Source organism: Prevotella sp. DNF00663 (genome assembly GCF_001553265.1).
Classification (GTDB): domain Bacteria; phylum Bacteroidota; class Bacteroidia; order Bacteroidales; family Bacteroidaceae; genus Prevotella.
Genome location: NZ_KQ960619.1, coordinates 1 through 8160, shown reverse-complemented (window position 1 = coordinate 8160; position 8160 = coordinate 1). Strand labels below are relative to the sequence as shown.

At 35.1% G+C, this 8160-nt stretch carries 6 protein-coding genes; all 6 read left to right on the top strand.

All coding sequences use genetic code 11. From position 1 onward, the window contains the following. Nucleotides 1-639: relaxase/mobilization nuclease domain-containing protein (locus HMPREF3034_RS06005; RefSeq protein ID WP_062434025.1), on the top strand; the 639-nt coding region annotated here is incomplete at its 5' end. A 2-nt stretch (nt 640-641) separates the two neighbouring features. After that, nucleotides 642-1304: a hypothetical protein gene (locus HMPREF3034_RS06000; protein WP_062434023.1), complete on the top strand. Its 663-nt coding sequence runs from the start codon at nt 642-644 to the stop codon at nt 1302-1304. Between the two features lie 101 nt (nt 1305-1405). Then, complete coding sequence (locus HMPREF3034_RS05995) at nt 1406-1636, top strand: helix-turn-helix domain-containing protein (RefSeq protein WP_062434021.1); 231 nt, start codon at nt 1406-1408, stop codon at nt 1634-1636. After that, nucleotides 1633-5928 (top strand): AAA family ATPase, encoded by a 4296-nt coding sequence (locus tag HMPREF3034_RS05990; RefSeq protein ID WP_062434019.1) that lies wholly within the window; start codon nt 1633-1635, stop codon nt 5926-5928. Before HMPREF3034_RS05995 ends, HMPREF3034_RS05990 begins: the two co-directional genes overlap by 4 nt. Before the next feature lie 71 nt (nt 5929-5999). Then, nucleotides 6000-7052, top strand: a complete 1053-nt coding sequence (locus HMPREF3034_RS05985) for a Fic family protein (RefSeq protein WP_062434016.1) — start codon at nt 6000-6002, stop codon at nt 7050-7052. Nucleotides 7053-7078: 26 nt separating this feature from the next. After that, nucleotides 7079-7972: a protein adenylyltransferase Fic gene (gene fic, locus HMPREF3034_RS05980; protein WP_062434015.1), complete on the top strand. Its 894-nt coding sequence runs from the start codon at nt 7079-7081 to the stop codon at nt 7970-7972. Nucleotides 7973-8160: the final 188 nt, after the last annotated feature.

Below are 8160 nucleotides of genomic sequence, written 5' to 3'. Positions count from 1 at the left end.
ACACAGTACATTATCGGTCGCCACTTTGACAAAGAGCACCCTCATGTGCATATAGCTTTTAACCGAATAGATAACAACGGCAAGACCATTTCTGATCGTAACGACAGATTCAGAAGTGAGAAGATTTGCAAGGAACTGACCGCTAAATATAGCTTGTACTTCGCTGGTGGTAAGGAGAATGTCAAGGAACATCGCTTAAAAGAACCTGACAAGACCAAGTATGAAATCTATCAGACGTTGAAAGCAGAGATTGCTCAGTGCAGGAATTGGAAAGACCTTCTTGCTCACTTGAAAAAGCAAGATATTGATGTCCGCTTTAAGTTCAAAAGCAACTCACAGGAGGTGCAGGGTATCATCTTTGAAAAGAACGGTTATCGTTTCAACGGTTCAAAGGTGGATAGGGGTTTCAGTTATTCCAAGATAGACTTTGCCCTGCAACAAAATAACAGGGAACACGAACAGCAGATGCAAGGAACGATAAATCTTATATCTAATGTTGCAAGTGTTACGAGCGAAATTACCAACGACCTTATAGGAGGAGGATTGGATTTGTTTCAAACTCATGGTACTGTCCCTGCGGAGGTTTACAACACACTCGATAAAAAGAAGAAAAAGAAAAAACGTAAAATACATTTATAACTATGGCTGATAATAATACATTTGTCCTCTTTGAGGAAATCAAAAACAAACTGGAGGCAATTTACAGGGAACTAAAGGAACTGAAAGAAAAGGAGAATGGTTCTGTTTCCCTCCCTGTTCAATCTACACCAGCACAAATTGATGAGCAGAAGGAACAGGAATTGCTCAATCAGTATGAACAGCGAACAAAAGATGTGATTAACAAGTATATTGGAGTACAAGTGCGCATCAAAGACGAGGAGGCTAAATCCATGGACAAATTGGTGGCAAGCGTCATGACCATGTTGCACGAATGGCAGGAGCAGAAAGAGCATCCAATACTGCAGGAACATATTCACAGGCACAGTTTTGACCTCAAGTCCTCGAAAATTTTTACTTATATGGTAGCAGTATCTGTCCTTTGTTTTATTTCTTTGGTCGGTAATTACTTCTTGTGGCAAAGCAAACAGCAATACAAGGATGATGCCTTGAAATTCCGTATCATCAGAGTATGGAGAGGATGTAGCTCAAAGGAGATCCTATGGCTCAATGATGTGTTTGACATTCATCGCAATGATGCAATAATTAAAAAGATCAAAAAGCATACAGATGATTATAATGTGGGACTGAAAGCAAAAGCAGATAGTCTAATGCAGAATAATCTACAAAATAAGAAAGGCAAATAGAATTGTAGATATAAGACTTTTGAAGGAGGAGAAAATATCTCCTCTTTTTTATTTCTTATGCAAGAAAATTTACTATATTTGCAAATAATAATATAATATTTATGGAAAGTCCAACTAATAGAATTAAAGAGGTGCTTATCGAGAAAGGGATTAAGCAAACATGGCTTGCCGAGAAACTCGGCAAGAGTTTTACGATAGTGAACTCATATGTTTGCAACCGTCGACAGCCAAGCCTCGAATTGCTATTTCAGATAGCAGAGATCTTGCAGGTTAATCCAAAGGATTTAATAGTGTTTGTAGATAAGGAATTGGGTAAAGAGCAACTTAAATGAAAGATCTGAATTTACAGCCCAATAAATCATCTTGGGCTTCAAAACGTTTGGATGAAAAATCTGTTCGGCTACTACGGAAAATCTTAGAAGATAAAAGGGTTGACACTTCTAACATTGAAGAAGGTGGAACAGAAGCAAATACAGATGGGTATATTAGTATTTTGGATGTCGATGATACAATTATCGCAAAAGTTACAGTGCAGATAAAGCATTATAATAACAACGCTATCAGTGAGAAGGGCGTCTGTTATGACATCCCGACATCGCTTCTTGCGTATGCCCATAGAATGAAAGGAGAAGTTGTTTTGTTTATCACTTGTGATACTAACAACGATATCGTTTATTGGAAGTATATTGACAGAGCTTTTGTTGAGAGTCAAATTGCTAACTCGGAAAATATTCATCAGACTTACAGGTATTATTTTAAAGACAACGAAAATCTTACAGAAAATAATGTTGACTCGGTCATTGGTTTATGGGAAACATTATACCATGAGCAAATGTTATCATTAAAAGATGAAAAGTCAAAATTATTAGATTTTTTAGATGTAAACCTGAAATCTTTTGAAGGAATAACGACTACATTTTATGGATTAAAAGAATCTCATATAGCTAGAAAAGAAACAGATCAATTATTTGATTGGATACTAGGCGATTTGACATCTAAAGATTGTCAATTAAAACTTCTGGTTGGAAATGCAGGAGTCGGGAAAACTGTTATCATTAAGGATTTACTGGATAAACTTACCGCAGCAGGAATTAAGTGTCTGACGATTAAGGCAGATTATTACAACATTACAGAAAATGAAACTTCTGATTTTTCTTTGGAGAGATTACACGCTTCACTGGATTTATTAGTATCTGAGCATAAGAGAGTTGTTTTTATTATAGACCAAATAGATGCATTATCCCAATATTTATCTAACGATAGAGATAAGCTAAATATGCTCTTGAATGTAATTGCTGCATGGGAAAAGGAGTATAGCAAAGACATAAGAATAATAGTGTCTTGTAGGAAGTATGATTTAGAATATGACCCATCATTAAGTCAATTAAAAGAGCATAGCACTGCTATTGAGGTGAATAGATTGGATGATAAGGATGTTGAGTATGTTATTAACAAATTAGATTCTGGTCTTTATTGTAAATTAACATCTCAAACAATTACGATACTAAAAACTGCCCAATATCTAGATGTGTTTTGTAGGTTATATGGCTCTGGCAATGTTAGAGAATACAATTATCAAAACTACATGGAGTTATATGATGATTTGTGGTCGTCATTGATAAATTATGCAAATAAAAACATATCTTGTTGTAATTTGGAAGATGTTATGTTTGAAATTGCAAACTCTATTCATGAGGCAGAAACTTTAACCCCAACATGGTTAATAACGGCAAGAAACAATAAAGCAACAAGATATTTAGCGAGCGAGTGTATAGTAAAATATAACAACAAAAGGATCTCTTTCTTTCATCAAAGTTTCTACGATTATGTACTTGCAAGGTATTATGCATCAAAGAACAAGTCTCTTATTACTGAATTGAAAAATCAATTTCAAGGGTTAGAAGTACGTTCTTCAATTAAAATTTTCTTAGATTTTGAAAGGGAACATTGTGATTCATTGTATAAGAAGGATATTTATACAATAATATTTTCTAATGATATTCGTTTGCATCTGAAGCAACTGGCTCTTTCTATACTCTCATATAGTGATGCTGTATGTAAGTTCGAGATTGATATCATTAAGAAGTTACCCAAACTCAACCATCAATTATTTATTTATTTCCTTCCGACAACAGCGAATCCTTTTTGGTTCCCGACAATAAAGGACTTAATACAACCTTTAGTGGCTGACCTTACCACCGAAAATGATTATTTTGATCCTCTGCGAATTTTGTTTTCGAATTATGCCTCGACATTTCCCGACGACATTTATGACATGGTAGATACAATAAAGGACAGTTCTACTAAAGAGAATATAGCGATGTGGATTTTACGAAATCATAATGATTATTCCAATAAGAAAGTAAGAGAAAGTTACATTAACTTAAAAGTAAAACCCAATTTCGATTTAGCAAGTTGTGTCATGGATGCAATTGATACCAATTTGAATTTTGCTTTGGAAGAAACAAAAGAACTTCTCATTAATTATTTTCTAAATAACAAGAAAAGTGAATCGCATAACGATTATGATCTGTTTGAACAGATATGTGATAGGCTCTATAAGGAGTACCCAAAAGAGTTTTTAATGATAACATACGACTGCTTTTTACAGATAGTTTCCAAAACGAGAAAGCAAAGCTATCAATGGTATTCGATAAATGAGATTTTTAGTAAATATATGTCTGACTATGCAGAAAAGTTTTTTGAATGGTTAGGAAATCTCCTTACACAATATATTGGGGAACAAGATTTTGGCACCTCTATGGTGGAAAAATTATTGTCCCTTGAAGATGAATCTGCATTTATTTTATCTTTCAAGGTAATTGCAGCAAAACCAACTCTATTTGACACATATATCAAGAATTTAGTTTCAAATAACGAAGAATTAGATAAGTTTATTGAATTCGGTGACGTTAGGTATTATTTTTTAGAAGCCCTATCTAAGTGGTATCTTTCTCTATCGCATGAAGAACAAGTAGAGTATCAGAGGTATATTTTAAAATATCGATCAAAAGGAGACTATATACATAACAATGATAGAAGATACTCTGAACTTGTGCTACCTTATTTTGGTTGGAATAAGTGGCAATTATTATGTTGTACCATTTTAGAATCGACATTGACGATAAAAGCTAAGCGATGTAAGCAAGAACTTTGTCGGCGATTCCAAAGTGTATATGTCAATAAGAAACCTAACCACCATGTAACCGCCGCATCCATTTGTGGAGGTATAACAACACAAGAAGTTTATAATCATTTCTCTCCCGAGAATTGGCTATCCTCTTTTGGTAAATTAGATGAACGAAGGGCTTTTCGCAAAGGCAATTTTTCACCAATTAGTTTAAACGCGCACGCAAAAGCATTTACTAAATGTGTAGAGAATTCTCCAGAAAAGTATAAGAAATTTATCTACTCTTTACATGACAATCCAAACATCAAGTCCATGTACCAAGAAGCTGGATTATTAGGATTATTTTTAGGTGGGACTGAAAAAAAAGAGTTAGTCTCATTGTTCCAAAGGTATATGGATGTGGACTATATAAAAAATAATGCATATACTTTTGAACAACTTGCCACGAACTATACAAAGGAAGAAAATTGCGTGATAGATGATTTGATACCGATACTTATACAAGCAATAAAACAACCATTACTTTTAAAAAATGAGCAAGAAGATTTGCACTGTAAAAGCTTAGCAGATATTGTACAACACAAATTGGGTGTTGCTATCAATAGTTTTCAAGGTCATGCATTGAATATCCTTATATCTATTTGTGCGTTATCCACCCGTCGTGCCCAGATCTATAATCTTTTAAACCTATTATATAAGGACTTAGCAATAGAATTGCGCTTAGAGGTTTTATATTACATATACTATAAGGAATATTATGATGAAGTGCTAACTGACAAATTATTCTCTGTATATTTATCTGGTAGTGGAGCCTACGGACTAATGGTAAGACCAGATGTGATACAGTCTTATTATTATTTTAAAACAGATTCCGTGCGTGCATACATTGTAGAACTTATGAAAGATAATAGATGTCATGAGATATTAACTCAGATATTCTTTTATGGATTATACCATAAAAATATAAGGAATGTATGCAAGCAAAATCTTTATAAAATTTTATCGTTACATGATGAGAAAGTCATAGCGCTGATGGTAAGACTTTCTTTAAAAAATATTTCTGAACCTTGTTATAGGGAAACTGCAAACGATATTGTGCTATGCCACATTGCGGATAATAGAGAAGAGATTGTAAAATCATATGAATATCATATAGATGACCTATCTGTAGAAGATTTTGATCTATTTAAGGAGATTACAAAAAATTGGAATAATAAAACGCATAGGGAACGTTTTTCTCAGATTAAATACCTAGAAAAATGTGCTAATATGCTACCATTAGATTGCTACATGTATATAAAAGCACATGACTTCTTACATGCTAATGATTTTTATCTTAGAGAAAAAATTGTGAAACTTTTATTAGGTATATATAAGCAAATGAAAGAAGAGGAAAATTTGAACGCAATGAACAAAATAATGGACTTGTTTGATGAATACATTATTTTACATTCTTTTATCGTAAATGATGCAATAGAAAAGTTAGGTGTATAATTAACTTACTATCTTTAGTTTGATGAATGGTACATCCGTGGTAAAAATATTAAATGATATAAGAATTTGACATGACCGACTTTGAAGAATATATCCGACAGAGCGAACCGCATAAACGAGAGAAAGGTTATGCGTGGCAGACTGCTATTGGTTTGCAGGCTGTTGATGGGCTGAAGACTTCAGACTATCTGCGTCAAACAGCTCGTCAACATATTGAGGGCGATATTACGATTGAAGAGGTGAAGCGGCTTGTCAATAGCTATTATGAGTCGATGACAGCCCGTAAGGACGTAGAAGACAGAACAGAGGAAGCAGATAAAGTTTCGGCTCGTATCACCGAATTGCTGTCCGAGCAGAGTTTTACATTCTCGCCATTAGAATATATTTCTATTCATCGCCGATTGTTTGAATGCATCTACGAACACGCCGGTAAGATAAGAGATTACAATATTACTAAAAAAGAATGGGTACTGAATGGAGAAACTGTGCTGTATGCAGGTGCAGATAGTATTCGTGAGACGCTGGATTATGACTTTGCCCGTGAAAAGGAATACAATTATAGACACCATGACACAATGGAAGCCGTGAATCATATTACTCAATTTATTTCAGATCTTTGGCAAATTCACCCTTTCGGTGAGGGTAATACTCGTACAACGGCAGTCTTCACTATCAAGTATCTGCGCACATTTGGTTTTGACATCAGCAACGAAACCTTTGCTCACTATTCGTGGTACTTCCGCAATGCACTGGTTCGTGCCAACTATAACAATATGCCTAAAGGGATTTTTGCGACAACACAATATCTTGAAGCGTTCTTCCGTAACCTGATATTAGATGAACAGAATGAATTGAAGAATAGATACCTGCACGTGTCGGCAGAAAGTCAAAGTGCAACAGGTAATGACCCAAAGTGCAATATTTGCACTTTGAATTGCACTTTAGAAGAATTAGCAGTACTCAACTTTATTAAAGAGAAACCGAATGCAACGCAAAAAGAAATAGCTGTGCATATCGGAAAATCAGAACGAACGGTAAAGACGATGACCGTAAAATTATCTATACAAGGCATTCTTGAACGCAAGAACGGAAGGCGCAATGGCTATTGGGTTATAAAAAAATAGTAAAACGAACATCTAAATTCCCATCTATGGAAGCGCATAAAGAACAACATAAAAAATCTATTCGATTTTTCAACGACCGTGAAGTGAGAGCAATATGGGACGACAACCATAATAAGTGGTGGTTCTCAGTACTGGACATCATTGCTGCGATTAACGAGCAGGATGATTACCAAAAGACGAGAAACTATTGGAAGTATCTCAAAACAAAGTTGAAGAAAGAAAAGAACGAACTGGTTAGTGCCACTAACCAGTTGAAGCTGCAAGCTCCTGATGGGAAACAACGATTAACCGATATGTTAGATGGCGAAGGTGTTGTTTTGTTGGCAAAAGCAATACCCAATGTCAAGGCAATGGGATTTCTTGATTGGTTTACTTACAGCGATAATACCATTGATGGACAGAGCAAGAAGAAAGCCTACCAACTTTTTGAGAGTGGACTCTTGAAAACTGCAGAGCCTGGTAGTATCAAATCTCTGCAACAGATTCACGCTTATCTCTTTGGAGGATTGTATGACTTTGCAGGACAAATCCGTACCAAAAATATTTCAAAAGGTGGTTTTACCTTTGCTAATTGTATGCACTTCCCTGAAACCCTGCAAGCAATAGAACGAATGCCCGAAACAACCTTCGACGAGATAATAGACAAATATGTTGAAATGAATGTTGCGCATCCATTTATGGAAGGTAACGGTCGTAGCACTCGCATTTGGCTTGACCTCATGCTAAAGCGTTCTCTCAAGCGGTGTGTAGATTGGAGTCAGATAGATAAAAACGAATATCTATCAGCAATGCGTGAAAGTGTTTCTGATAGTACACACATCAAGGCTTTGGTACAGCCTGCACTCACCACCAAGATTGATGACCGAGAAATGTTCATGAAAGGTATTGATTATTCGTACTATTATGAGCAGAATGATTGAATAGAATACAAGAAAGGCTGTAACCATATCAAGAATCTTAAACTTTACTTTTTCTTATCACTAGCTCTATCCATAAGTTTTATAGCAAAGACATATTCTCAAAAATATTGAAATTGGTAAGATTATTATGAGAACTATGAAGTAACAAAGATATGAACGCGAGTTCGGGATAAGAAAAGCTTTAGAGA

Excerpts from the sequence above, each read along its gene's own strand:
- HMPREF3034_RS05985 (WP_062434016.1), top strand. The coding sequence starts at position 6,000 with ATGACCGACTTTGAAGAATATATCCGACAGAGCGAACCGCATAAACGA.
- HMPREF3034_RS05990 (WP_062434019.1), top strand. The coding sequence starts at position 1,633 with ATGAAAGATCTGAATTTACAGCCCAATAAATCATCTTGGGCTTCAAAA.
- fic (WP_062434015.1), top strand. The coding sequence starts at position 7,079 with ATGGAAGCGCATAAAGAACAACATAAAAAATCTATTCGATTTTTCAAC.
- HMPREF3034_RS05995 (WP_062434021.1), top strand. The coding sequence starts at position 1,406 with ATGGAAAGTCCAACTAATAGAATTAAAGAGGTGCTTATCGAGAAAGGG.
- HMPREF3034_RS06000 (WP_062434023.1), top strand. The coding sequence starts at position 642 with ATGGCTGATAATAATACATTTGTCCTCTTTGAGGAAATCAAAAACAAA.